Annotated in this window: 20 protein-coding genes; 6 read left to right on the top strand and 14 right to left on the bottom strand. The window is 69.8% G+C overall.

All coding sequences use genetic code 11. The features are described 5' to 3' along the window. The first annotated feature begins 78 nt into the window (after positions 1 to 78). Together ACZ7SW_RS31195 and ACZ7SW_RS31190 are read left to right on the top strand one after the other, a co-directional pair. Positions 79 to 1,482 carry a cytochrome P450 gene (locus ACZ7SW_RS31195; RefSeq protein WP_470234097.1) on the top strand — a complete coding sequence of 468 codons (1,404 nt, stop codon included), beginning with the start codon at positions 79 to 81 and terminating at the stop codon, positions 1,480 to 1,482. Between the two features lie 246 nt (positions 1,483 to 1,728). Next, positions 1,729 to 3,582 carry a diguanylate cyclase domain-containing protein gene (locus ACZ7SW_RS31190; protein WP_470233930.1) on the top strand — a complete coding sequence of 618 codons (1,854 nt, stop codon included), beginning with the start codon at positions 1,729 to 1,731 and terminating at the stop codon, positions 3,580 to 3,582. 3 nt (positions 3,583 to 3,585) lie between these two features. On the opposite strand, the gene ACZ7SW_RS31185 is transcribed toward ACZ7SW_RS31190, so the two are convergent. From ACZ7SW_RS31185 to ACZ7SW_RS31175, 3 genes are read right to left on the bottom strand one after another with little or no spacing between them, the layout of a single operon-like run. Beyond that, positions 3,586 to 4,425 (bottom strand): MBL fold metallo-hydrolase, encoded by an 840-nt coding sequence (locus tag ACZ7SW_RS31185; protein ID WP_470233929.1) that lies wholly within the window; start codon positions 4,423 to 4,425, stop codon positions 3,586 to 3,588. Further along, positions 4,422 to 5,408, bottom strand: coding sequence for a D-2-hydroxyacid dehydrogenase family protein (locus ACZ7SW_RS31180; protein WP_470233928.1), 987 nt, complete (start codon positions 5,406 to 5,408; stop codon positions 4,422 to 4,424). The genes ACZ7SW_RS31185 and ACZ7SW_RS31180 overlap by 4 nt, the downstream gene beginning before the upstream one ends. Then, a complete protein-coding gene (locus ACZ7SW_RS31175; protein ID WP_470233927.1) occupies positions 5,401 to 6,654 on the bottom strand; it encodes an MFS transporter in 1,254 nt (417 codons plus the stop codon). The genes ACZ7SW_RS31180 and ACZ7SW_RS31175 overlap by 8 nt, the downstream gene beginning before the upstream one ends. A gap of 133 nt (positions 6,655 to 6,787) precedes the next feature. Between ACZ7SW_RS31175 and ACZ7SW_RS31170 the strand changes: the two genes are divergently transcribed. Together ACZ7SW_RS31170 and ACZ7SW_RS31165 are read left to right on the top strand one after the other, a co-directional pair. Then, on the top strand, positions 6,788 to 7,390 hold the full coding sequence (locus tag ACZ7SW_RS31170; protein WP_470233926.1) for a TetR/AcrR family transcriptional regulator: 603 nt from the start codon (positions 6,788 to 6,790) through the stop codon (positions 7,388 to 7,390). 25 nt (positions 7,391 to 7,415) lie between these two features. Then, entirely contained in the window at positions 7,416 to 7,874 is a 459-nt protein-coding gene (locus ACZ7SW_RS31165) for a peroxiredoxin (protein WP_470233925.1), read from the top strand. A 137-nt stretch (positions 7,875 to 8,011) separates the two neighbouring features. On the opposite strand, the gene ACZ7SW_RS31160 is transcribed toward ACZ7SW_RS31165, so the two are convergent. From ACZ7SW_RS31160 to ACZ7SW_RS31145, 4 genes are all read right to left on the bottom strand, one after another. Further along, entirely contained in the window at positions 8,012 to 8,536 is a 525-nt protein-coding gene (locus ACZ7SW_RS31160; RefSeq protein WP_470233924.1) for a GNAT family N-acetyltransferase, read from the bottom strand. A 73-nt stretch (positions 8,537 to 8,609) separates the two neighbouring features. Beyond that, positions 8,610 to 9,803, bottom strand: a complete 1,194-nt coding sequence (locus ACZ7SW_RS31155; protein ID WP_470233923.1) for an LCP family protein — start codon at positions 9,801 to 9,803, stop codon at positions 8,610 to 8,612. 112 nt (positions 9,804 to 9,915) lie between these two features. Next, entirely contained in the window at positions 9,916 to 11,169 is a 1,254-nt protein-coding gene (locus tag ACZ7SW_RS31150; protein ID WP_470233922.1) for a class I SAM-dependent methyltransferase, read from the bottom strand. 90 nt (positions 11,170 to 11,259) lie between these two features. Next, entirely contained in the window at positions 11,260 to 12,000 is a 741-nt protein-coding gene (locus ACZ7SW_RS31145; protein WP_470233921.1) for an alpha/beta hydrolase, read from the bottom strand. A 66-nt stretch (positions 12,001 to 12,066) separates the two neighbouring features. On the opposite strand from ACZ7SW_RS31145, the gene ACZ7SW_RS31140 reads away from it, so the two are divergent. Continuing rightward, complete coding sequence (locus ACZ7SW_RS31140) at positions 12,067 to 12,795, top strand: sugar isomerase domain-containing protein (protein ID WP_470233920.1); 729 nt, start codon at positions 12,067 to 12,069, stop codon at positions 12,793 to 12,795. A gap of 261 nt (positions 12,796 to 13,056) precedes the next feature. On the opposite strand, the gene ACZ7SW_RS31135 is transcribed toward ACZ7SW_RS31140, so the two are convergent. Further along, positions 13,057 to 14,922, bottom strand: a complete 1,866-nt coding sequence (locus ACZ7SW_RS31135) for an ABC transporter ATP-binding protein (protein ID WP_470233919.1) — start codon at positions 14,920 to 14,922, stop codon at positions 13,057 to 13,059. 267 nt (positions 14,923 to 15,189) lie between these two features. Between ACZ7SW_RS31135 and ACZ7SW_RS31130 the strand changes: the two genes are divergently transcribed. After that, a complete protein-coding gene (locus ACZ7SW_RS31130) occupies positions 15,190 to 16,500 on the top strand; it encodes a glycosyltransferase 87 family protein (RefSeq protein ID WP_470234096.1) in 1,311 nt (436 codons plus the stop codon). Here ACZ7SW_RS31130 and ACZ7SW_RS31125 read toward each other — a convergent pair. The 6 genes from ACZ7SW_RS31125 to ACZ7SW_RS31100 form a co-directional block, all read right to left on the bottom strand. Then, positions 16,487 to 16,696 (bottom strand): helix-turn-helix domain-containing protein, encoded by a 210-nt coding sequence (locus tag ACZ7SW_RS31125; protein WP_003071237.1) that lies wholly within the window; start codon positions 16,694 to 16,696, stop codon positions 16,487 to 16,489. The two genes, ACZ7SW_RS31130 and ACZ7SW_RS31125, sit on opposite strands and share 14 nt — an antisense overlap. Positions 16,697 to 16,875: 179 nt before the next feature. Next, on the bottom strand, positions 16,876 to 18,504 hold the full coding sequence (locus ACZ7SW_RS31120; RefSeq protein ID WP_470233918.1) for an ABC-F family ATP-binding cassette domain-containing protein: 1,629 nt from the start codon (positions 18,502 to 18,504) through the stop codon (positions 16,876 to 16,878). A gap of 168 nt (positions 18,505 to 18,672) precedes the next feature. Then, the gene (locus tag ACZ7SW_RS31115; protein WP_470233917.1) at positions 18,673 to 19,350 is read right to left on the bottom strand and encodes an acVLRF1 family peptidyl-tRNA hydrolase; all 678 of its coding nucleotides are present in this window, start codon (positions 19,348 to 19,350) and stop codon (positions 18,673 to 18,675) included. 49 nt (positions 19,351 to 19,399) lie between these two features. Next, complete coding sequence (locus ACZ7SW_RS31110) at positions 19,400 to 22,207, bottom strand: S8 family serine peptidase (protein ID WP_470233916.1); 2,808 nt, start codon at positions 22,205 to 22,207, stop codon at positions 19,400 to 19,402. A gap of 272 nt (positions 22,208 to 22,479) precedes the next feature. Next, positions 22,480 to 23,199: a barstar family protein gene (locus ACZ7SW_RS31105; protein ID WP_470233915.1), complete on the bottom strand. Its 720-nt coding sequence runs from the start codon at positions 23,197 to 23,199 to the stop codon at positions 22,480 to 22,482. Between the two features lie 312 nt (positions 23,200 to 23,511). After that, complete coding sequence (locus ACZ7SW_RS31100; protein ID WP_470233914.1) at positions 23,512 to 24,003, bottom strand: GNAT family N-acetyltransferase; 492 nt, start codon at positions 24,001 to 24,003, stop codon at positions 23,512 to 23,514. Positions 24,004 to 24,036 lie beyond the last annotated feature (33 nt).

The following is a 24,036-nucleotide window of genomic DNA, read 5'->3' as shown; positions in this document are numbered from 1 at the left end:
CCGCGCGGCGCGCTCGGGCGGGTCGCGCACGCCGGGAGCGACGGCGTCACCCGGCTCTCGGAGAACCTGCGCGGGCGGATGCCGCCGCTGACCGCGATCCCGTTGCCGCGCAAGGTGGACGAACGCTGGCTCGGCGCACGCTGGCCGGTCCGCGAACTCGCCGCGCCGCCCGCGGGCAGCGGGCTGAAACCGGTGCTCGGCGACGACGGGCCGCCGCTGATCGGCCACACGCTCGACGGGATGCGGTTCGGCCTCGACTTCAGCCTGCGCCGCTTCGAGCAGTACGGCCCGGTGTCGTGGATGGGCGTGTTCGGCCAGCGGCTCGTGACGCTGTCCGGGCCTGAGGCCACCCAGGCCGCGCTCGTGAACAAGGACAAGGCGTTTTCCCAGGAGGGCTGGAAGTTCTTCATCGAGCGGTTCTTCGAGCGCGGGCTCATGCTGCTCGATTTCGGCGAGCACCACCTGCACCGGCGGATCATGCAGGAGGCGTTCACCCGCGACCGGCTCCGCGGCTACGTCGCGCAGATGGGCCCGGCGCTGCGCGAGGGCGTCGCCGCGCTGCCGTCCGGCCGGCCCCAGCTGTACTGGGCGTTCAAACAGCTGACACTGGACGTCGCGACGCAGGTTTTCATGGGCATGCGCTCGACCGCCGACGCCGAGCGCATCAACCGCGCGTTCGTGGCCGCTGTGCGCGCCGGTACGGCCGTGGTGCGATATCCGGTGCCCGGCGGTCGCTGGGCCGCGGGTTTGCGCGGCAGGCGGACGCTGGAGCGCTATTTCGGCGAGAACCTGGCGGCGAAGCGCGACGCGGACGGCGACGACCTGTTCTCCGCGCTCTGCCACGCGGCCTCCGAGGACGGCGACCGGTTCAGCGACGCCGACATCGTCAACCACATGATCTTCCTGATGATGGCCGCGCACGACACGACCACCATCACCGCCAGCGCGATGGCCTACTACCTCGCGAAACACCCGGAATGGCAGGACCGCGCCCGCGAGGAGTCGCTGCGCCTCGGCGACGACCTGCCGGACCTCGAAGCACTGGAAAGCCTCGAAACGCTGGACCTGGTGATGAAGGAGGCGCTGCGGCTGCGCGCGCCGGTGCCGTCGCTGGCCCGAAAGACCACAAAGGACACTTCCGTGCTCGGCCACTACCTGCCGGAAGGCACGCTGGTCGGGGTTTCTCCGACGCTGAACCACTACTCCCCCGAGCACTGGACCGATCCGCTGCGCTTCGACCCCGAGCGGTTCGGCCCGGACCGCCGCGAGGACAAATCGCACCGGTTCGCGTGGATGCCGTTCGGCGGCGGCGCGCACAAGTGCGTCGGACTGCAGTTCGGCGGCCTGGAAGTCAAGGCGCTGATGCACGAGCTGCTGCGGGCGCACCGCTGGTCGGTGCCCGAGGACTACGTCGCCAAATGGGACTACGTCTCGCTTCCGGTGCCCGCCGACGGGCTCCCGGCCCGATTGGCCTATCGTTGACGGCCGCCGAGCGGGACAGAAAGGTCGACAACTGGAGACAAAACCACAGTACAGGCCACCTTCGTGTACTCAAGGTGACTTGATGTCACCAGTTGTGTAGTGCCCATCACTCGTTCAGCCGGTAGACACCCTGTTTGGTCCGTGATGCCGTGGCATCACTTATGGCCGACTCGTACCCAGTGTGGGTCCTCGGATCCTCCGCACCGGGCCTGAGCTGGTCTTTGTCCGCGTATGAAGAGGTGGAGAGTGCCGGAGCCTGGTGCCACGCCAGGGTTGGTCGACGTCGCGCGCAAGTACGCGGCGGCGCTGACCGACACCAACGGAGTAACGCTCCCTCCCGCCGAGGTGGAGCGGATCCTGCTCGACTTCGCCGGAGAGGTCGCCGAGCGTCCCGAGGACGCCGGCGCCACGCGCCGGTTCACCGCGCTCTTCTCCTCCGCGCCGATCGGCATCGCGCTCACCGGCCCGGACGGGACCGTCGTCGAGGCGAACGCCGCGCTGGCCCGGCTGCTCGGCACGTCCGTGATCGAGTTGCGGGACAAGCACATCGCCGATCTCGCCGCCGGTCCGCAGGACGCCGAGCGGCTGCGCGCCGCGCTCGACGGGCTGCCGCTCACCGGCGACGCCCGCCGGACCGTCCGCGCCGTGCACCTCGCCCACAGCCGCGACGGCGGGCTCACCACGAACGTCACGATCACCTCGCTGCCCGGCGACCGTCCCGGGACGTACTTCCCGGTGGTCATGGCCGCCGATGACGACGACGTGCATCTGCTCGGCGAACGGCTGCGCCACCAGAACCTGCACGATTCGCTGACCGGGCTGCCCAACAGCGCCGCGTTCACCGCCCAGCTCGAACTCGCGCTCGGCTCGGGCGGCTCCTCCGAGATCGCCTTGCTGTACCTGGACATCGACGGGTTCAAGGTGATCAACGACGGGCTCGGCGCCGGCATGGGCGACCAGGTGCTGAAGGCGATCTCGAGGAAGCTGAAGTCGGTGTTCGACGGTCAGCACGAGGGCTACGTCGCGCGGCTGTCCGGCGACGGCTTCGCGGTGCTGCTGCGCGGCCCGGAGCTGACCGCGCAGAAGACGGTCGTGCTGGCCGACCGGGTGCTGGAGGAGCTCAGCGAACCGGTGTACGTCGAAGGGCACGGCATCGGTGTCAGCGCGAGCATCGGGATCGTCGTGCGCCCGGCGAACGAAGGCAGCCACGGCGATCTGCTGCGCGCGGCCGAACTGGCGCTGCACCGCGCCAAAGAGGCGGGCAAGGCGCAGTGGATGCTGTTCGATCCGCAGCTCGACGCGCGCGACCGCAACCGCTACCAGCTCGGCGCGGTGATCGCCGGGGCGCTGGAGAACGGCGAGTTCTCGCTGATCTACCAGCCGACGGTCAAACTCGCGAAGCCGGACGAGATCGCCGCGGTGAACGCCGGGCTGCTCTGGAGCCACCCCGAACGCGGCGAACTCGGCCCCGAGGAGTTCTACCCGCTCGCGCAGACCACCGGGATGACCGTGCCGCTCGGCAAATGGCTGCTGCAGGAGTCGCTCGGCGCGACCGCGCGCTGGCGCGAGCAGTACGGCCCCGCCGCGCCGGACGTGTGCATCCGGCTGCCGAAGCGGCTGGCCACCGACCCGGATCTGGTGCTGCTGGTCAAAAACCAGCTCGACCGGCACCGCCTGCCCGCGCGAGCGCTGCGGCTGTGCACCGACCGCGCGTCGATGTTCGACGGCGAGGGCGAACTGCTGGACTCGTTCACCGTGCTCGCCGACCTCGGCGCGCAGCTCGTGCTCACCATCTCCGGATCGTCCGACCTGGAACTCATCCCGCGCTACCAGCTCCCGGTCAAGCACGTCATCCTGAGCGGCCCGGTCGTCGACGCACTGGCCGGGCCCGATCCGGCCGAGACCGACGTGCGGCACCTGTCGCAGCTGGTCACCCGGGCGAAGGAGCTGGGGCTGCGCATCGGCGCCGAGGGCGTGCGCGACGACCAGCACGCCGAACGCCTGCGAGAGCAGGGCGTCCTGGCGGCGCGGGGTTCGTTCGTGGCGGAGTCCGCGACGGGCGACGAGGTCGACGAAATGATCGCCCGGCACGCCAGCTGACGTTCACTCCCGCCAGGGACGCCAGCGACCGGAGCTGTCGACGGTTCCCAGTTGCTGATCGGCGAAATGCACCCCGAACCCGAAGACGCCGTCCTTGGCCAGGTACTCGACGAGCTGGCGGCGCGAGCGTTCGGCGGCCGCCCGGTCGGCGTCGAGGACGACCTCCCAGTCCGGGTGCTCGACCTGGACCGGCGAGTGCATCGCGTCGCCGAAGGCCACGATCTCCCTGCCGTCGCCGGTGTCGAGGATCCAGGCCGTGTGCCCGGCGGTGTGCCCGGGAAGCGACCACGCCCGCACGCCGTCGGCGATCTCCTCGCCGTCGGACACCGCGGCGGCACGTTCGTCGTGGCCGGCCAGCACCGCCGGTTCGCCTTCTCCCAGCACCCATCGGGCGTGGGGGAACAGGCTTCGCCCGCCCTCGACCGCGTCAGGCCGTGCCCAGCCGCTGTGGTCCTCGTGAAGGTGGGTGAAGGCGACCGTGTCGAGCGCGGCCGGGTCGACGCCCAGTTCGGCCAGCGCCTCCGGCAGGCTCCGCACGTGGTGGAACGAGTCCTGGAAGTGCGCGGTTTCCTCGCCGGAGATGCGTCCGTGGCCCGCGTCGATCAGCAGCCGGGTCCGGCCGCGTTCGACGAGCAGGGCTCCGCAGCCCATGGCCAGGTGGCCGCGCGGAGTCGTGTGGGGCTTTTCCCAATCGTCCTCGGTCGAAAGCGGGTAGACCCGGGTCGGGATCATCGCCACGGCCGCGTCGGGGACGTAGCTCAGGGTGAGTTCGCCGACGGTGCGGGTCCAGAGTCCGGGCATCCGGGCCGCCGGGTGGTCCGGGGTCTGCTGCGCGTGCGTCATGCCGGGGACGTGCCTTTCTTGTGGTCGAGTTGCCGGATCGGGGTGCCGGCGGCGTAGGAGAGGACGGCTTCGAGCGCGTCGCGGTAAAAGATGTCGTAGGTTCCTCCCGTGACATAGCCCAGGTGCGGGGTGAGCACAGTGCGCGGGGCGCCGCGCCAAGGCGAATCGGCCGGAAGCGGTTCGGCGGAGTACACGTCCAGGCCCGCGCCGCCGATCGTTCCGGCGTGCAGTGCGTCGAGCAGGGCGGCCTCGTCGACCACCGGGCCGCGAGAAGTGTTGACCAGCAAGGCATCCGGACGCAGGAGTGCCAGTTCCTCGCGGCCGAGCAGGCCGGTGGTGCTCGGCGAGAGCTTGAGATGGACCGTCACGACGGCAGAAGTGGCGAGCAGTTCTTCCTTGCCTACGGGGACAACGCCGAGGGAGCGGGCATGCCCGGGATCGAGGTGCGGGCTCCATCCGACGACATCCATGCCGAATGCCAGCCCGATCCGGGCCACCGGCGCACCGACCCCGCCGAGCCCGATGACGCCGAGGCGGGCGCCGTGCAGATCGCGTCCGACGGTCCGTTGCCAGGCGCCCTCGCGGACGCCCCGGTCCTCGGCGGGAATGTGCCGGGCGAGGGCGTGGATCAGGCCCCAGGTGAGTTCGACCGTCGAGGTCAAGCCGCCGCCGCGAGTCCCGGACACGACGATCCCCCGTTGCCGGGCCGCGGCGACGTCGATGGCGGCGTTGGCGGGACCGGTCGTCACCAGCAGGCGCAATTTCGGCAGCCTGGCGAGGACCTCCGCCGGGAACGCGGTGCGTTCGCGCATGGCCACGACGACATCGAACGGTTCCAGCGCGGCGATCACGTCGGCCTCGTCGCCGAGATGCCCGGTGAACACGGTCAGCTCGGCGCTGCCGGGCAACGCGCTCCAGTCGGCGTGCCGGTGCGCCGCTTCCTGATAGTCGTCGAGAACGGCGACCTCGCGGATCTCAGGCATGGTTGTGCTCCTCCACGAGGGCTGCGGCGTGCAAGGGATCGGACGGGCTGGGACGGCGGAGTTCGAGAACCCAGATCCCGATGCCGGCCAGCGCGACGACAGCGCCGAGCCCGCAGACGCCGAGCCATCCGACGAGCGGGTAGAGCGCGGCGGTCGCTGCGGAAGCGATTGCGCTGCCCAGGAAAGCAGCGACCATCAGAGCCGTCGTGACCCGGCTCCGGGCGTGCGGGGCCCGGCGGTAGATCGCGCTCTGGTGGCTGATCAGCAGCGACTGCTGAGCGAGATTGACCGCCATGATCCCGACGATCAGCGCGACCGCGCCGACGGCTCCGCCGACGACGGCGAGCGCGAGAATTCCCCAGCTGAGCAAGAGCAGGATCACTCCGGCCGTGCCGACCTGCCGTCCGCGGCCCCGGTCCGCCAGCCGTCCCGCGACGACGGCGGCGCCTGCCCCGGCGATCCCCGCGAGGCCGAACAGTCCGATGGCGGCCGGACGGTAGTCGTACGGCGGATCGGCGAGCAGGAACGAGGACGCCGTCCACAGGACGGTGAACGCGGCCATGCCCGCCGCGGCGAGTCCCATTCGCCTGCGCAGCAACGATTCGGTGCGCACCAGGTGCAGGACCGACCGCAGCAGCCGCGGATACGGCGTCCGCTCCGGCGCCGGAACCCGGCGCAGCACCAGCCGCAGGACCACGGCGAGCACCGCCATCAGCACAGCCGCGACGACGAACACCAGTTGCCAGCCGCCGGCCTCGGCGAGCAGCCCGGCCACGACGCGAGCGATCATGATCCCGATGAGCAGCCCGCTCATGACCGTGCCCACCACGGAACCGCGCTCGTGGTCCCCGGCCAGCGACGCGGCCATCGGCACCACGATCTGCGCGACGGCGGAAGTCACCCCGACGACGGCGATCGCGGCCAGCAGCGGCCCGAGCGACGGGGACGCTGCCGCGGCCAGCAGCGCGACGGCGGTCAGGCCGAGCAACAGGCTGACCAGGCCGCGCCGCTCCCGCACATCCCCCAACGGCACCAGCAGCGCCAGCGAAAGCGCGTAACCGACCTGCGAAGCGGTGACCACCAGGCCGCCCGCCGCCTCGGAAACGCCCAGCGCCCGGGACAGGACCGGCAGCAACGGCTGCGCGTAGTAGATGTTCGCCACCGCCGAGCCGCACACCACCGCCAGCAGCCACACCGTCGGCCTGCCGAGCCTCGCCCGGCCCGCCACCACTTCTGGATCGACCATGCCAGAAATGCTACGCACGGATCGGCGGATATGCGGAACGATCGATCCAAAAGTGTCCGGCGGCACATCCCCGCCGGACCCGCGGACCGGAAGACCTACGATGGGGCGACCGGGCGACGCGGGGAGGGATTCGATGGTGCGCACAGGCCGGCCGCGCGCGTTCGACCTCGACCAGGCGCTGGAATCCGCCTTGCTGGTCTTCTGGGAACACGGGTACGAGGCGACGTCGCTGGCGCAGCTGCGCGAGGCGCTCGGCGTGTCGTCCGCGAGCTTCTACGCCGCTTTCTCGTCCAAGGAAGACCTGTTCGCGCGCGTCGTCGAGCGCTACATATCCGGCTACGGAATGGTGGCAGGCCATCTCGCCGACAAAGACCTCACGCCCCGGGAGGCGATCGAACGCTTCCTGCGCGCCTCAGTGGCCATGCAGACCGATTCCGCGCACCCGCTCGGCTGCCTCCTGATCATGACCGGCACCCTCACCGGCCAGGCCAACGCCCGCGTCCGCGCGCTCCTCGCCGGATACCGGGACATCCAGCGCCGGAACCTCCTGGCCCGTATCGAACGCGCCGTCGCCGACGGCGAACTTCCGCCGGATACCGATGCGGCGGCACTGGAAACGCTGTTCCACATGTTCGTCGCGGGCATCTCCACCGAGGCCCGCGACGGCGTGCCCGCGAAGACGATCGACGGCGCGCTGGACCACCTGATGCGCCTGTGGGACTCCCTCGCCCGCTGACCCTCTCTGGAAGGACCTCTCCGCGATGCAGCCTGGCGACCTCGCCCCCGACTTCACCCTGCCCGACGACCAGGGCGTGGAACGCACCCTGTCGGGTTTCCTCGCCGACGGCCCGGTCGTGCTGTTCTTCTACCCAGCCGCGATGACGAGCGGCTGCACCGCGGAAAGCTGCCATTTCCGGGACCTGGCCGCGGAATTCGCCGAGGCGGGCGCGCAGCGCGTCGGCATCAGCCCGGACGCGGTCGGCAAGCAGCGCGAGTTCTCCGCGAAGCACGGTTTCGACTATCCGCTGCTGTCCGATGTGGACGGTGTGGTGGCGAAGCAGTTCGGCGTGTGGCGCAAAATCCTGCCCCTGCACACGAAACGGCAGACCTTCGTGATCGGGACGGACCGGCGGGTGCTGGACGTGGTCAAGAGCGAGCTGAACTTCACCGCGCACGCTGACCGGGCTCTGCAGGCACTACGGGACCACACCCCCGCCTGACCCGCCGGGCGCGCGAGAGTTCTCGCCAGCCCGATCGACTCGGTGCGCGCTGCCGAAGGTCCGTGAGGGGAACCCTGAGGGACTCTGATTCCCTCAGGGTTCCCCTCACGGACTTTTCCGCGGGAACGAAACCAGCGTCACGCGGGCCGATCGAGCCGCCACACGACGTTGACCCCGCTGCACGCCGACGGCAGCGGCGGCTCGGCCTTTTCCTCACCCGCCCGCGAGAACCCCAGCCGAGCCGGAACCGCCCCGCTGCGCACATTCAGCGAGTCGTGCTTGATCAGCACATGCGTGGCGCCCAGCTGCCAAGCCCGCTCGATCAGCAGCGCACTAGCCCGGGTCACATAACCCTTGCCAGTCTGGGTTTTCGCCAGCCAATACCCGATCTCGCGCCCCTCGCCGCGCGCCATCAGGCCAGCGCTGCCCGCCAGTTCCCCGTCGGGCCCGAAGACCGCGTAGTGGTGCGCTTCCCCGCTCTCCCACTGTTCCGCGACGTGCCGGACGAACTCGTCGCCCTTCGCCTGGTCGTAGCCGTCGATCGCCCAGGGCAGCCAGGGGCTGATGTGGTCGAGCGATCCCACGACGGCGTCCACGAGCAGGCCCCGGTGCTCCGGAAGCCAGCGAACGAGGGTGATCACGCCGTCGGTGAGAGTGTCCATGCGGTCATCCTGACAGCAGAAACGGCGGCAAGCTCGCGAATTAAGCGAAGCCTGCCGCCGTCCCCGGCGAACATCAGTTCATCACGATGTCCTTCGGCACCTCGGTGTCGTTCTTCAGCGCGTCGAACAGCTGCCCCGACTTCTTCTTGTCCCAGTGCTGCGCGGACGCGTCGGTCAGCGGCACCGTCGTGGTCGTGACCCCGTCGGACGAGATGCCGCGCATCGCGATCGCCAGGCCGGCCAGGTTGTGCACATGGTCGCCGGTGTCCATGGTCAGCGCGTCCGGCGCGGAACCCAGCAGCGGGAAGAAATCGAAGGGGTTCAGCAGCGTCCAGGGGCTCGCGATCTGGCTCACCAGCGCGCCGATGAACTTGCGCTGGTTCGCCACCCGGTCGAGGTCCGAGCGCGGCGTCGCGTCGGCGTGCCGCATCCGGACGAAGCCGAGCGCCGAGCGTCCGTCGAGCTTCTGGCAGCCCGCCTTGATGTCGATGCCGGTCATCGGGTCGTTCATGTCCTTCTCGATGCACATGTCGACCCCGCCGATCGCGTCGACGATGTTCGCGAAGCCGCCGAAGCCGATCTCCGCGTAGTGGTCCATGCGCAGCCCGGTCGCCTGTTCGACCGTCTGGACCAGCAGCTTCGGCCCGCCCAGCGCGAACGCGGCGTTGATCTTGCTCGTGCCGTGGCCCGGGATCTTCACCTGCGAGTCGCGCGGCAGGCTCAGCAGCGTCGGTTTGGTCGAATTGTCCGGAAGGTGCGCGATCATGATCGTGTCGGTGCGCTGCCCGCCCGCCTCGCCGGAGTCACCGGTCGCCAGCCGCTCCTCGTCCGCCTCGGACAGGCCCTGGCGGCTGTCCGAGCCTACGATCAGCCAGTTCGTGCCCGACGCCGCGGCCGGGCGCCCGGAGTAGTCGCCGATCGCGTCCACCCGGTTGATGTTGAACTCCAGGTACGCCCAGATCGCGCCGATGAACAGCACGAACACGATCAGCAGCGTCATCAGGACCTTGCCGACGCTCCACCGGCGGCGACGGCGCGGCCGCGGCTGCTGGCCCCCGTACCCCGGCGGGTCCTGCCGCGGCGGCGCCGGCGGCGGGGCAGGTGCCTCGCCGCGCGCGCTCATCGGCCGGGTGCGGGCGTCATACGGGCTCTGCCCTCTTCCCGGCAGCGGCATCATCTGCGCCCGCTGCTGCTGGCGCGGGCGTGCGGGGGGCTGCGGTGGACCGGGCGGCATCCGCCGCCTGCCGTCGTCGCCTCCGTACGTCATGGGCCTGTCTCCCCGATCCGGTGGTGCGCGTGGCCGCGCAGAGTCCTGCGCGGTCCTCCTGCGGTGGACGTGCGGGACCCTACGCGGGTTGTCCCGGCGGGGAGCGTCGGCCTCAGCGCGGGTCGGCGAACCCGAACTGGTGGACCTTCAGATGCCCCGATGAGAACCCGGCCTCGGAGTAGGCGAGGTAGAACTCCCACATCCGCCGGAACACGTCGTCGAACCCGAAGCCGCGGATGTCGTCCCAGCGCTGCTGGAAGCGGTCCCGCCACAGCTTGAGCGTGCGTGCGTAGTCCTGGCCGAACTCGCGCATCCCGGCCAGCTTCAGCCGGGTGTTCTCCCGCATCCCGTCCTCGATCGCCTGCACCGACGGGATGATGCCGCCGGGGAAGACGTACTTGTGGATCCACGTGTAGGACTTGGCCGAGGCCAGCATCCGGTCGTGGTCCATGGTGATCGCCTGCAGGCCGAACTGCCCGCCGGGGCGCAAGCGCTTGCCGATCGTGGAGAAGAACGTCGGCCAGTAGGACGCGCCGACCGCCTCGATCATCTCCACGCTGACCACCGAGTCGTACTCGCCGGTGGCCTCGCGGTAGTCGCACAGCCGCACGTCGACGCGGTCGGAAAGGCCCGCTTCGGCGATCCGGGCGTCGGCGAGCACCTTCTGCTCCTGCGAGATGGTCAGCGACGTGACCTTCGCGCCGCGCGAGGCCGCGCGGATGGACAGTTCGCCCCATCCGGTGCCGATCTCCAGCACCTCGCTGCCTTTGCGCACGCCGGCGTAGTCGAGCACGCTGTCGAGCTTGCGGTGCTGCGCCCGGGTGAGCGTGTCCCCGGGGCCGAACAGCGCCGAGGAGTACATCATCGACTCGTCCAGGAACGCGCTGAACAGGTCGTTCGACAGGTCGTAATGCCGGTGGATGTTCGACCGCGCGCCCTCGACGGTGTTCTCCTCCTCGGACGGCTGGACGCGCTCGGCGATCCGGCGGAACCGCTGCAGGAACGGAGGCACGAGCGTGGCGAGCCGCTCGGCGAACGGCGTGAGGACGCCGGCCAGGTCGTCCGCGGTCCAGTCGCCGACCAGGTACGCCTCGCCGAAGCCGATCTTCGCGTCGGCGCCGAGCCGGTGGAAGAACGCCGCGGGCCGGTGGATGCGCATCTCCGGCGCGTCCGGGCCGCCCGCGCCGAGCACGGTGCCGTCCGGGAACGTGACGCGCACAGCCAGCGTTTTCACCGCGTGCCGGAACAGCGCCTCGGCCGCGCGCGCCCGAAGGGGCGAATGCGGCGGCGTGGCGAGACCGGGCCATCGGGATTCGTCGGGCACCGGCTGCGAAACCACCGTCGGATCGACTCGTGACGTGGACAAGACACTCCCTCCGAACGGGCTTTTCGAGCCCTTCCCCATGATATTCCCGCTTCGTCCCCGTCGCCCTCGCGACCGGGCCGCACGCTCCGGTTACCCCGGAATGCGCAGCCGGTCGCCGGAGGGGCGGGACCAGGCCTGACGAAGAGTTTCGTCCGTCTCGCCCACTCCGATCCGGTCCAGTGTGAAAGCACACATCAGCCGGGTCCAGACCGCGGGACGGCGCACCATCGAATGGCCCTCGCCGGCGATTTCGAACCGCGCGACCAGGTCGGTGACCTCGCGGGCGCGCGCGGCGAAGGCGTAGGACTCGGCGGGCGAGGTCATCCGGTCGCGGGTGCCGTGCGCGATCAGCACCGCCCGGCCCGCGACGGCGTCCACCGGCTCGCCCTGCGGCGTCCACGGGGCCATCGCGCAGACCCCGGTCACCGCCGGGTCGTCGGCGACCCGCAGCGCGACGCGGCCGCCCATCGAATGACCGACGAGGACCACCGGGAGCCCGGGATGGTCCGCACGGATCCGCTCCAGGGCCCAGCGCGCGTCCGGGATCGGGCTTTCCATCCGCCCGTTCCAGCCGTACAGCCGGTTCCGCATCAGCCGGACTTCCAGGCCGTGCCGCTTTCCGGCGCGGTGCAGCGAGCGGGCCAGCGGCACCATCCGCTGATATGCCAGCCGCCACGGCTGGACGGCCGTGGTGCTGCGTTCGGCCCCGCCGTGCAATACGAGCGCCACCGCGCGGGTCTGCCCGGGGGCCCGCCACACCCGCACGGCCGGATCCGCCTGGCCGCCTTGCCGTTTCCCGTTCACCGGCACCCCCGTTTCGATCAACTCCACGGTAATCCACCACGAAGCGTGTCCACCCGATAGATTCGGTGCCCGGACCCGCGAGGAAGGGCAGGTGTGGTGAGCGCCACGGATCTCGTGAAGAGCACTTCGGACCAGCTTGCGGCGGCAGCGGAGGCCAACGCCGCGCAAGTGTCCGCCGCCGCGGACCTGCTGCTGGGGGTGATCCGGGCCGACGCGCTGGTCTTCACCGCCGGCGCCGGGCACTCGCTCGCCGCGGTAGCCGAGACGTTCTACCGCGCGGGCGGGCTCGCCTGCGTGTATCCGGTGTATCACCCTGAACTGCTGCCGCTGCACGGCGCGCAGCAGAGCACGCGCACCGAACGCCGTTCCGGGCTCGCCGAAGAGGTGCTGGCCGAACGCGCGCCAGGCCCGGAAGACGTGCTGGTCGTGTTCTCCACGTCCGGCGTCAATCCGTACCCGGTCGAGCTGGCCGCAGGTGCGCGCCGCCGGGGCGCCGCGGTGATCGCCGTGACGTCGCGGGCCTGCGCGGCCGCCGCGCCGCGCCGCTCGGCCACGACGTTGGCCGAGGAAGGCACTGTGGTGCTGGATTCGCTGGTGATTCCCGGCGACGCCAGCTATCCGGCGTCCGCGCCGCGCACCGGCCCGCTGTCCACTGTGGTCAACGCGTTTCTGTGGAACCTGATCCTGGCCGAGGTTTACGACCGGGGCACGGCCGAGGGGCTCGACGTTCCGCTGTGGCGCAGCTCCAATGTGGAGGGTGGCGACGCGGCGAACGCGGCGCTGCTGGCCAAGTACGAGCCGCGAGTGCCCGCCCTGCGCTGACCCCGCCCCACTCGCCCCACTCGCCTCAATGTGGCATTGGGTGTGTCACATGCACCCAATGCCACATTGAGGTTTTCTCAGTAGCGCGAAGGGATTCTCGACCCCGTCGACGGGCCTGGCGCGCGATGCCAAGGTCCGCCAGAACAGAGCCGCACGCCCGTCTCACCAGACGGAGCACCGCATCCTCCTCACCAGCACCCCCACAACGAACCCGCCGAACACCACGGACGCTGCTGAGAAAACCTCATTGGGGCGTTCGGGTCACGCCGCGGCCGGTTCTTCCGAGAACTGCGTGTGGTACAGCTCCGCGTACCGGCCTTCCTTCTCCAGCAGTTCGTCGTGCGTGCCGCGTTCCACGATGTCCCCGTTTTCCACCACCAGGATCAGATCCGCCGCTCGCACGGTCGACAGCCGGTGTGCGATCACCAGCGACGTCCGGCCTTCCAGCGCGCCGGTGAGCGCTTCGCCCACCGCGGCCTCGGATTCCGAATCCAGGTGCGCGGTCGCCTCGTCCAGCACCACGACCTTCGGCTGCGCCAGCAGCAATCGCGCGATGGTGAGCCGCTGCCGTTCCCCGCCGGAGAGCCGGTAACCGCGTTCGCCGACGGTCGTGTCCAGTCCGTCCGGCAGCGAGTGCACCAGATCGCCCAGCCGCGCCTTTTCCAGCGCGGCCCAGATCTCGTCGTCCGTGACGTCCGGGCGCGCGTAGCTCAGGTTGGAACGGATCGTGTCGTGGAACAGGTGGCCGTCCTGGGTCACCACGCCGACCGTCTCGCGCAGCGAAGCGAAACTCAGGCCCTTGACGTCCACATCGGACAGTCGAACCGAACCGGCGTCCACGTCGTACAGCCGCGGCAGCAGCGAAGCGATCGTCGACTTGCCCGCACCGGAAGAACCGACCAGCGCGACCATCTGCCCGGCTTCGGCGCGGAAGCTGAGGCCGTGCAGCACCTCTTCGCCGCCTCGGCTGTCCAAAGTGGCCACGTCCTCCAGCGAGGCGAGCGAGAACTTGTCCGCCGCCGGGTAGCCGAACCGGACGTCGGAGAACTCGACCGAAACCCCGCCCTCGGGCAGTTTCTTCGGCTCGGCCGGCTCCTTGATCATCGGCTCCAGGTCCAGCACCTCGAAAACGCGCTCGAACGACACCAGCGCGGTCATCACGTCCACGCGCACGTTCGCGAGCGCGGTCAGCGGCGTGTACAGCCGGGTCAGCAGCAGCGCCAGCGCCACCACGGTGCCCGGTTCGAGCTTCCCGGTGAGCGCCAGGTAGCCGCCGAGCCCGTAGACGAGCGCCTGCGCGAGCGCCGAGACGAGCGTCAGGCTCGTCATGAACCAGCGCGTCAGCATCGCGGTGCGCACGCCGATGTCGCGCACCCGTCCGGCGCGGAGACCGAAGTCGGCGACCTCCTGCCGCGGCCGGCCGAACAGCTTCACCAGGGTGGCGCCCGGCGCGGAGAACCGCTCGGTCATCTGTGTGGTCATCCCGGCGTTGAGCTGCGCGGCCTCGCGCTGCAGTCCGGCCATGCGGCGGCCGAGCCGCCGGGCGGGCAGTACGAAAATCGGCAACAGCACCAGCGCGACGAGCGTGACCTGCCACGAGAGCGACACCATCACGATCAGCGAGAGCACCAACTGGATCACATTGGTGACCAAACCGGACAAAGTCGCGGTGAAGGTGCGCTGCGCGCCGATCACGTCGTTGTTGAGCCTGCTGACCAGCGCGCCGGTGCGAGTGCGGGTGAAGAACGCGATCGGCAGCTTCTGCACGTGCTCGAACACCGCCACGCGCAGGTCCAGGATGATGCCCTCGCCGATCCGCGCGGACTGCCAGCGTTCGGCGAGACCGAGCCCGGCGTCGAGGATCGCCAGCACCGCGATCACCACCGACAGCCAGATCACCACGTTCAGCTCGCGCTTGCCGACGATCGCGTCGACCACCTCGCCCGCGAGCACCGGCGTCGTCACGGCGAGCACCGCCGAGATCACGGTGAGCACCAGGAACGCCAGCAGCCGCTTCCAGTGCGGCCGGGCGAACCGCGCGACCCGGCGGACCGTGCCCCTGGTCAGCGCTTTCGGCGCGTCGCCCGCCCGCATGGCGGAGCTGAGCAGCGCCCACGTGTTGTCCATTGGAGTGTCCCCCAGCTCGTGAAAACCTCTAGATTACTTGAACTTTTTTCCGGAGATGACCTGCACAACACCGGGACGCCCCGCATTCTTCCCGACCGTCCGGGAAGGGCTCTCCGAGGGAATCAGATTCCCTCGGGGAGCCCTTCCCGGACCTTGGGCCGGGCGCGGAGGAGGGGCGAGCGGGGTGGCGGGGTTCGGCGGGGCCCGGCTCGGTAGCCTGGCGTTCGGGGTCGGCGAGCCGGGGAGGAAACGCGGGTGCAACTGCTGATGGCCCCTGCGCGCGCCGAGGCGGCTCATCCCGTCCGCGTCGTCGCCTGGGATCTCGTCTTTTATCTCGGCTGCTTCGCCTTCGCGCTCGGCACCGCGCTCGCTTCGGAGTTCTACGGCTACCGGATCTGGGGCAATTTCGCCGTCGCCGGATACGGATTGGCCGCCGCGCACAGCGCCTGGCTGACGATTTCCGCGCGCCGCGGAATGCAAACTAACGGCAAATTCGGTTCGCGCTGGATCGGTATCGGCGCGGTTGTCGTACTCGCGATGTGCGCGCCGTTGCTGATGCTCGTGATCCGGCGGCTGACCGGAACGGACTGGCTGATCACCCCGTTCTCCTGGGCCGCGCAACCCGAGGTGTGGGTGATCGAACGCAGCGCGGATCTGTTGCTGCGCGACGGGACCCCGTACGTCGACATCGCCGCGCTCGGCCGTGCGCCGGAAGTGAACGACTACACCCCGTACGGCCCGGTGATGACCGTCTTCGGGCTGCCGCGCGCGTTGTTCGGCGGCACTCCAGTCCTCAATGCACTGACCGACGCGCGCTGGATGTTCGCGCTCGCCGCGGTGATCTGCGCGTACGCGTCCTGGCGCCTGCTGAACCGGCCCCGCATCCCGGTTTTCGCCGCACAGCTCGCGATCGCCTGTCCGCTCACCGCGCTGACCTGGGCGGTGGCCGGTCCGGACCTCGCGATCGTGGGCCTGCTCGTGCTGGCGTTCGCGCTCGCCTCTTCCGGCCGTCCGGGATGGACCGGTTTCGTGCTGGCGCTGGTGATCAGCGCGAAACTCATCGTCGCGCCGGCGGCCGCGGTGCTCGCGGTCTTCGTTTACCAGCGGGCGCGCGGCGAAAATCCTTGGGCCGCAACAGGTCGCTTCGCGGGCGCGCTGGCCGCGACGACGATCGTGCTGCATCTGCCGGTGTATCTGGCGAACCCGGCGGCGTTCACCGAGCACGTGATCCGCTTCCCGCTCGGCATGGGCGCGGTCCGCTCCCCCGCGGCGAGCCCGCTGCCCGGGCATCTGATCGCACAGGCCGGACCGGCCGGCACCGCGATTTCCCTGGTACTGGTGGGTCTTGCGGCAGTGGCGATGCTGATCTGGCTGGCACGCCGGCCCCCCGCGACGGGATCCGCTGCACTGACGCGAACCGCCGTCGGACTCGGCGCGTTGATCCTTCTCACTCCGGCCACCCGGTACGGCTACCTCGTGTACCCGCTGGTACTCCTCGGCGCCGCGCTGACCTTCCGGGCCTCCGGACCGACCGTGCGCCCCCCGCGCAGCGGCCGCGCTGACGCTACTTCTTCTTGACTCGCGTGGCCCCGCCGCGCCCCCGCAACTGGACCCCGGACTCCGACAGCACCCGGTGGACGAACCCGTAGGACCGTCCGGTGGATTCGGCCAGAGCCCGGATGCTCGAGCCCTTCTCGTATTTCTTCTTCAGGTCAGCGGCCAGCTTGTCGCGCGTGTTGCCGGTGATCCGCGCGCCTTTCTTGAGATCAGCCACGTCGATCGCCTTCCCGCCGAGTGGTTGTTCCGGGCCATTCACGGCCCCTGCCGGGGCAATGATCGAACACTACGCGCCGGATTGCCAGACGACAGCCGTAAAACGATCGAAACCGCGATCACATTGGGCCATTCCAGTGCTTTGCCCGACACGGTAAGCACCCGAACGGACGCACTCGGTCAGGCAAGCTGGACAAGTTCAAGATAATCCGGGGACCAGTGGTCCTCGGTTCCGTCCGGAAGCAGGATCACGCGCTCGGGTTCGAGCGCCTCGACCGCGCCCGGGTCGTGCGTCACCAGCACGACGGCGCCGGCGAAGCTGCGCAGCGCGTCGAGAACCTGCGCGCGGCTGGCCGGGTCCAGGTTGTTCGTCGGTTCGTCCAGCAGCAGCACATTGGCTTGGCTGGACACGAGTCCAGCGAGCGCGAGCCGGGTCTTCTCGCCGCCGGACAGCGTCCCGGCGGGCTGGTCGAGCTGTTCGCCGGTGAAGAGGAACGACCCGAGCAGGTTCCGCAGCTCCTGCGCGCCGGTGTCCGGCGCGAGATGGCGGATGTTTTCCCACACCGACGCTTCGTGGTCGAGAGTTTCGTGTTCCTGTGCGTAATAGCCCAAACGCAATCCGTGACCCGGTTCGACGGATCCGGTGTCCGGCGTTTCCATTCCGCCGAGCAACCGGAGCAAGGTCGTCTTTCCGGCGCCGTTCAATCCGAGCACCACGACCTTCGAGCCGCGGTCGATCGCCAGATCGACGCCGGTGAAGATCTCCAGCGAACCGTACGACTTGGACAGTCCGTCCGCGGTCAGCGGCGTGCGCCCGCACGAGGCCGGTTCCGGGAACTTGATCCGGGCGACCTTGTCCGCCTGGCGCGTCTCGTCCAGCGAGGAGAGCATCTGCTCCGCGCGCCGGGCCATGTTCTTGGCCGCGACGGCCTTGGTCGCCTTCGCGCCGAGCTTCGCGGCCTGTGCCTGCAGCGCGGACGCCTTCTTCTCGGCGTTCGCGCGCTCGCGGCGGCGGCGCTTCTCGTCGGTGGCGCGCGCGTCGAGGTAGCGCTGCCAGCTCATGTTGTAGATGTCGATCTCGCCGCGCGTGGCGTCGAGGAACCACACCTTGTTCACGACGTCGCCGAGCAGTTCGACGTCGTGGCTGATCACCACGAGACCGCCGTCGTGCTGTTTGAGGAAACCGCGCAGCCAGTTGATCGAGTCGGCGTCGAGGTGGTTGGTCGGCTCGTCCAGCAGCAGGATCGTCTCGGATTTGCCGCCCGCGCCCGCCTCGGCGGCGGCGAACAGGATCCGCGCCAGCTCGACGCGGCGGCGCTGACCGCCCGACAGCGTGCTCAGCGTCTGGGCCAGGATGCGGTCGGCGAGGCCGAGGTTCGAGCAGATCCGCGCCGCTTCGCTCTCCGCGGCGTACCCGCCGAGCGAGGAGAAGCGCTCCTCGAGCCGCGCGTAGCGGTTGATCGCCTTGTCCCGCTGCTTGTCGTCGACCAGCTCGGACATCGCGGTCTGCGCCTTTTCCATGTCGCGCAGCAGGGTGTCGAGGCCGCGCGCGGACAGCACGCGGTCCTTCGCGGTGACCGACAGGTCGCCCTCGCGCGGGTCCTGCGGCAGGTAGCCGAGTTCGCCGCTGCGGCGGACGTCGCCGGCGTGCGGTTCGCCCTCGCCCGCGAGGACTTTGAGCGAGGTGGTCTTGCCCGCGCCGTTGCGGCCGACGAGGCCGATGCGGTCGCCGGACTGGATGCGGAGGGTGGCGCCGTTGAGCAGGATGCGCGAACCGGCGCGCAGCTCAAGGCCGGTGGCCGTGATCAAGAGAACTCCCGGAGACGGGGGGTGGTCGGCTGGACGTGCTGGAGCGCCCCGGCACCGCGTGCGATGCGGGGCGGGCGGTTATTCTCTCTGAATCCGCACGAATGCCCTGATGACCACGGACCCAGTGTACGGGTCGGCGTCGAACGGTTTTCGCGGCCGTGTCCGGATTCACTCGCGCCCCGCTGTCGGCTCCCTCACCACCAGCTCCACGGCGCGTGCCCGCCGCGCGGCCTCGGCCAGCACCTCGCGCCGCGGTTCGGGGATCTCGAGCACGCGCGGCTCCGCCCGGTCGAACAGCTTGGCGAGCCGCCGGTCGGCCCTCAGTTCGCCGAGCGCCCGGCGGTCCCCGCCGAGCACCACAGCGTCCACTTCGGACAGTCTCGGCAGCAGGACGTCGTAGGCGTCCTGGGCGGCTGACTGCAGTGCGGCCCGGGTCTGGCCTTCGCGACGGCGTGCGAAACGTTGTTGCGACCAGCCGCCCGCCGCGGTTCGGCCTTGCACGTGGTGACGGTCGGTTCGGGAAAGGACCACGCGGCCGTCGTAGGCGAGTCCGAGCGAATGGCCGCCTTTCCGGACCAGCAGCAGCGCGATCAGTCTTGGCGTTTGCGCGTGGCGGATTAGTGGTTCGACGGCCAGTCCCGGGTACTCGCCTTGAGCTGGCAACGGTCCAAACGGGACAGTCGCGGTGGCTGTGGTGCCGTTTTCGGCACTGACTAGCACTTGTGTCGCAGCGAGAACGGTGGTGCGCACACCGCCGTTGCGTTCGGCGAAGCGCGCGAACCAGCCGTCGAGTCGTTCGGGCGGGACTTCCACCGCCCGCCCGCCGCCCGCGACCTGCCGTGCCATGCCGGAAACGGTACGGGGCCGCCGCGCGTCGCGACGGCCCCGCATCCCGTCAGGCGAGCTGAGGCCGCACCGGCCCCGCGGTCACCGTCTTGTGCACGTCCGCCGGATGCCCGGCCGCGACGTACCCGTTGATGTGCAGAGAAACGCTGCGGAGCGAACCGGTGTCGCCGCCCGCGGTGTCGGCCACCTTGAACGTCCACGTGCCGTCCGCCGAGGCGCCAGCCTGGATCTGCGGCGTGACCGGCCGGTAGGTGCCGGTGAACGGCGCGTCCGCGGACCCGGTCGTGCTGAACAGCTTGGTCGCGGAATCGTCGAACACCACCTGGCAGAGGTTGTTGCCGCTGCCGCCGCCCTTCTGGAACAGCGTCGCCATCGCGCCGGACGGCGAGGTCAGCGTGCCGACCAGGTCGTTGACATAGGTGTGGTCGATGCCGACCGTGGTCGCCTTCTCCACGGACGTGCAGGTGCTGCCGTCGATCGACAGCGACACCTTCGACGCCGGTCCGACACCGCTCACCACGAGCGGAACCGACGCGCCGAGCGGCGAGTTGTCCGGAATCGCGACCGCCGGACCGGCGTAGGCGAACGCCTGCGAAACCGGCGACGGCGTGCCGACCGGCAACGCGAACGTGCTGGTGCGCGGCGAGTACGAGCCCGCGAAACTCACCTTCGCGTTGAGCACCACCGGCGAGCCGAGCTGCTGATTGGCCGGAACCGTGACGGTGAAATCGTTGATTCCGGTCTGGCCGGGGCTGATCGTTCCGTACGACTTCGCCCGCGGCTCGATCGTGACGCCCTCAGTCGGCGAAGTGAGCACGACGCTCGTGGACACCGCGGTGCCGTCGCCGGTGTTCTTCACCGGCAGGGTGACCGTCGCGGTGTCACCGGGGTTGAGCGTGCTGCCGCCGTTGGGTCCGCGAACTGTCGGCTGCCCGGCCTCCGCGTACGGCTGCGGGCTGGCACCGGTGTAGGCCAGCACCTTGTCCGCCAGCAACACTCCGGCCCCGGTGAGGTTGTCCGTGCCCGGCGCCTCGATGTCCACCGCGGTCTTCAGGAAGGCCTCGCGAATGTCCGAAGAGGACAGTCCGGGATTGCCGGACAGCACCAGGCTCGCGATCGCCGCCGCGTGCGGTGCGGCGGCCGAGGTGCCGAAGAACGGGTCGAACCCGCTCACCGAGGTGTGCACGCCGTCCGCCGCGGTGATTTCCGGCTTCTGCCGGACCTCCCCGCCGGTCGAGGACACGTTGCCCGGCGTGATCGGCGTTCCGTTGGCCTCGTAGAACACGCGTCGCGGGCCGTCCGAGCTGAACCGTTCCGCCTTGCTGGCCGAGGAATACGCCGCCGGATACGGTCCGGCCGGGTTCGCCGGGTCGCCCGGTTCGAGCGGCCGTCCGAACGCCGCTTCGGCCGGTGCCGCCGCGACCGCGAACGCCTTGCGCGCAGCGGCGTGGCCGACGACCGCGCCCGGCGTGGAGTACGCCTTGAGCCCGTCCGCGGAGTCGCGGAACCGGCTGCCGAACGCGGTCAGCGAGAGATACCGGCTGGCTCCGGAGAACTTCACCACGGCGAGCCGCAGGCCGGTGCCGCCGAACAGCGGGGTGGCCAGCTGCTCGTACGGGTCCTGGGTGCCGTTCTGGACGTCCTGGCTGAAGCTCACGACGTTGCCGCGCGCGTCGAGGAGGTAGAGGTCGTAGTCGTCCGCGGCCGCGCCGAGCGGATCGGACCAGTGCAGCGTCACCGGGATGCTGGCCGACGAGGCATCCGAGATCGGCTCGAACACCTGCTTTCCCGCTGTGCCAGCGAAGTTGTGCGCGGTGCCGGCGAATTTGCCGATCGAGATGCCGGAGTCGACGAAGTCGCCTTCCCAGTGCGCCGCGGTGCCGTCGGCGACGTTGCCCTCGTTGCCCGCGGAGGAGAAGTAGAGCGCGCCGTCAGCCGTCACGTCGTTCACCGCTTGCGCGATGATCCAGTCCTGGAACGGGGATTCCTTGAAGTAAATGACGTCGTCGACGATGACGTCGCAGTGCGCTTCGAAACGCAGCTTGCGAATGTTGTCCGCGAAACTCGCGTCGGAGGTGAATGCCGTGGCGAAACCGAGCTTCGCGTTCGGGGCGAGGTCGTGGATGATCTCCAGCATTGCCGTGCCCTCGTCGCCGCTGCCCGCTTGTCCGGTCAGGACATCGACCGCCGGAAGCTCGCCTTTGGTGCGGGAAACCTCCAGTGAATCGACCCCGTCGGACAGCGCGCACGCCTTCACGCCGGTGCCGGTCACGCCGAACTGCTGACGCGCGGTGTCGGCGTTGTGCGCCCGGTCGCCCGCGCTGACCACCTGCGTTTTGGTTCCGATCGCTTCCTTGAGCTGCCGGTCAATGCGATCGGCCTTCTGCTGCTTGGTTTCCGTGCCGTCCTTGGTGTTTTCCCGCTGCCGCGCCGTCATCGCCTGATCCGCGGTCTCGACGTGCTTCACGTCGCCGCGCTTCGCGATCTCCGGCAAGGCAGTCAGCGGCACGTCGGCGCGGATGCTCGCGGCCGTGCTCGACACCGCACGCACCTCGGCCCCGGCGTTGCGCAGGTCGTTGACGAGCCCGTCGCTGACCTTCGTGACGCGGATGTCGACCAGTGCTTTGTCCGCGACCTTGGCGATTCCCGGCAACGCGGCCGCACTCAGGCTCCGCGCGCGCATCTTCTCCTGGACGAGCAGTTTGCTGTCTATTTTGGACTCAGTCGCGGTCTGTCCGGCTTTGACCGCCTGCAATGCCGCGATCTGGCTCTTCGCGGTGGAGTCCACAGTGGACTCCTGCGCTCCGGCGAGGGGCGGGGTCGCCAGCCCGGCGGCGAGCACCGCCGCGGCGACCACGACCGTCCGGCTTCTGGCCGGACCTCTCGAGGCTCTAGGTGAACGGGTACGACGCACGTGCGCCTCCGATCTCACACCGCGTGCCCCGACTCACGCTGGCCAACGCCGGTGATCACCGGCTGGATCCAGCTAAGTCCCACTTCTGTCCGGGACAAACGGCCGTTGGGGTGACGTTGGTCAGGCAATTTCCGGTGCCCGCCGGACGTCGTAGGCTGTTCGGCCGAGCCGCTGCCGCCCCGGCTGTCCTGGCGGCGGCCGACCGGACAGCGGGTTCACTGTTCGCGCAGTTCGACGCCGTGTTCGCGGAAGACTTCCGCGACCGCGTCCACGAACGCGTCGCCCAAGACGCGGCGGGATTCCGCAGCGGCGTTCCAGAGCACAGAATAGCGGGGCGGGGAGCCGGATCCGCTCCGGAGACAGTCATCGAGCGCGTCCAAGTTACCGCCGAAGTAGCCGCCCGGTCCGTTCGCCGCCTCGCCGAGGGCGCAATAGAACGAATCCTTCGACGGCAGCTCCCGACCGTCGAGGACGAGGTCGCCGGTGCCGTAGCGCATCGCGTTCTTCCCGGAAACGAACCACGCGTTTTGCACGACGTGGAGCCAGTCGCCGTGCTGCGCCGCGGGATACCGCGTCCACTCGCGAGGAAGAATCGGACCGCGATGCCACCGTGCCCAGATCGCCTGCGCATGGGGATGCGAACCGCCCCACGACGGAATTTCGAGATTCATCGACCTGTCCGGTGCCCGGACAAGGTTCTTCGGCCGCAATTCCAGGCGGACGGGCCCGTAGCGGCCGAGTGCTTTTCCGGCATGGTCGACTACCTCGATCACCGCGTCATCGACAGTCGCCGGTATCGCGTCGGCCGCGCCGCAGACGTTTTCGAGGGTCACCAGTCCAGCGGTCGCCTGTTCACCGAAGAAGCCGGACAGCGATTCGAAGGCCAGCGCGAAATCCGGCCGGTCCGCCTCGGACACGAGCCGATACAACAGCATCCGGGATTCCCTTCCCGCTCGTCGAGCCTCGATCACCGCGTCACCCGGTGCCGTAGTCGGCGACCAGCGCGCCCGCGAACTCGTCCGGAACCGGCCCCCGCCGCGTCCAGGAACGGGCCGAACCGCTCGCGCCAGCAGCCCCACATCCCGGACTGTCCCGTTAGCGTGCCAGCGGGCCATTTCCCGAAGCGGGGGCCCAAATTTCCGGAGCCAAAAGAGCGTCGTACTCGCAGAACCGGAAATCCCCCAGAACTTCCGGGAAAACCTGGCCCGGCAACCGCACACCGAGATCGAAAACCTCCGCGAAGCCGGTCACAGCTCCAGCCACATGATCCGCAATCCCACCCGCCCCTCGACCGGATGCTGGAACGCCCCCGGCGCCACCCCCAGCGTCACGAACCCCACGCTCTCGTACAACCGAATCGCGTGAACATTCGTCTCCACCACCGCGTTGAACTGAATCGCCGCGAACCCGGCCCGCCGCGCCCACGCGATCAGGTCGACAACCAACGACCGCCCCACTCCGGCGCCGCGCGCGTCCCGGGCCACCATCAAACTTCCCGAAGCGACATGACTGCCCGGTCCCGGCCGATTCGCATACATGTTCGCCGTGCCCAGCACTCGATCCCCGTCGGCCGCGACCACCACCCGCGCCGGAGCGGGGACCAGCCACTGCCCACGGGCGTCCGATTCGCTCATGGCCGGGTCGTACGGGAACGTCTGCTGCTCGGTCACCACGTCCCGGACGATCGGCCAGATCCGCGGCCAATCGTCGGCACCGGCTTCCCGGATCGTCAAAGGCATCCGCCTACCGTGCTGACCGGACCCGGCGAACGC

The sequence above is a fragment of the Amycolatopsis sp. NPDC114484 genome (genome assembly GCF_055633755.1).
The sequence above is the reverse complement of the archived record's forward strand: the minus strand, read 5'-3'. Positions and strand labels throughout refer to the sequence as shown.

Bases quoted from the DNA above. Each gene is read 5' to 3' on its own strand.
- ACZ7SW_RS31100 (WP_470233914.1), bottom strand. From the start codon at position 24,003: ATGCCTTTGACGATCCGGGAAGCCGGTGCCGACGATTGGCCGCGGATC.
- ACZ7SW_RS31155 (WP_470233923.1), bottom strand. From the start codon at position 9,803: ATGACGTACGGAGGCGACGACGGCAGGCGGCGGATGCCGCCCGGTCCA.
- ACZ7SW_RS31185 (WP_470233929.1), bottom strand. From the start codon at position 4,425: ATGACGCACGCGCAGCAGACCCCGGACCACCCGGCGGCCCGGATGCCC.
- ACZ7SW_RS31165 (WP_470233925.1), top strand. From the start codon at position 7,416: ATGCAGCCTGGCGACCTCGCCCCCGACTTCACCCTGCCCGACGACCAG.
- ACZ7SW_RS31180 (WP_470233928.1), bottom strand. From the start codon at position 5,408: ATGCCTGAGATCCGCGAGGTCGCCGTTCTCGACGACTATCAGGAAGCG.
- ACZ7SW_RS31170 (WP_470233926.1), top strand. From the start codon at position 6,788: ATGGTGCGCACAGGCCGGCCGCGCGCGTTCGACCTCGACCAGGCGCTG.
- ACZ7SW_RS31160 (WP_470233924.1), bottom strand. From the start codon at position 8,536: ATGGACACTCTCACCGACGGCGTGATCACCCTCGTTCGCTGGCTTCCG.
- ACZ7SW_RS31105 (WP_470233915.1), bottom strand. From the start codon at position 23,199: ATGCTGTTGTATCGGCTCGTGTCCGAGGCGGACCGGCCGGATTTCGCG.
- ACZ7SW_RS31195 (WP_470234097.1), top strand. From the start codon at position 79: ATGCCGCCGCTGACCGCGATCCCGTTGCCGCGCAAGGTGGACGAACGC.
- ACZ7SW_RS31175 (WP_470233927.1), bottom strand. From the start codon at position 6,654: ATGGTCGATCCAGAAGTGGTGGCGGGCCGGGCGAGGCTCGGCAGGCCG.
- ACZ7SW_RS31115 (WP_470233917.1), bottom strand. From the start codon at position 19,350: ATGGCACGGCAGGTCGCGGGCGGCGGGCGGGCGGTGGAAGTCCCGCCC.
- ACZ7SW_RS31130 (WP_470234096.1), top strand. From the start codon at position 15,190: ATGGCCCCTGCGCGCGCCGAGGCGGCTCATCCCGTCCGCGTCGTCGCC.
- ACZ7SW_RS31135 (WP_470233919.1), bottom strand. From the start codon at position 14,922: ATGGACAACACGTGGGCGCTGCTCAGCTCCGCCATGCGGGCGGGCGAC.